At 67.1% G+C, this 686-nt stretch carries 1 protein-coding gene; it reads right to left on the reverse strand.

The window, feature by feature from the left end; genetic code table 11:
- Window positions 1-686: carbon starvation CstA family protein (locus MRBLMA1_RS14055; RefSeq protein ID WP_363737458.1), on the reverse strand; the 686-nt coding region annotated here is incomplete at both ends.

The following is a 686-nucleotide window of genomic DNA, read 5'->3' on the forward strand; positions in this document are numbered from 1 at the left end:
GACCCCGCCACCTTCCGCGCCGCGAGACAGGTGCGAATGGTGAAGACCAGCACCGCCAGCACCACGAACAGGAAGATCGCGACCAGCGCCGCGTCGATCCGGTCGTTGAAGATGATCTGCCGCATCTCCGCCATCGACTTGGCCGGCGCCAGCACTTCGCCCCGGCCGGCCGCGCCGCTGAATCTGGCCGCATGCGCCAGGAAACCGACCTTCGCATCAGCGGAAAACAGCTTCAGTACACCGGCCGACAGGGTGCAGACCAGCAACCAGGCCGTCGGCACCAGCGTCACCCAGGCGTAGCGGTCCCGCTTCATCCGGAACAGCACCGCCGTCCCCAGCATCAGCGCGATGGCCGCCAGCATCTGGTTGGAAATGCCGAACACCGGCCAGAGCGTGTTCACCCCGCCCAGCGGATCGGTCACCCCCTGATGGAGGAAGAAGCCCCAGGCGGCGACGGTCAGCGCCGTCGCGACGATCCCCGGCACCATGCTCCTGCTGTCCTTGAAGCCCGGCACCACCAGCGCGATCAGGTCCTGCAGCATGAAGCGTCCGGCGCGCGTCCCCGCATCGACGGCGGTCAGGATGAACAGCGCCTCGAACAGGATCGCGAAATGATACCAGAAGGCCTTCATCGCCGGCCCGCCCACGACATGGGAGAAGATCTCCGCCATCGCCACCGCCAGCGT

The sequence above is a fragment of the Sphingobium sp. LMA1-1-1.1 genome (assembly GCF_040676365.1).
In the GTDB taxonomy this organism is placed as follows: Bacteria; Pseudomonadota; Alphaproteobacteria; order Sphingomonadales; family Sphingomonadaceae; genus Sphingobium.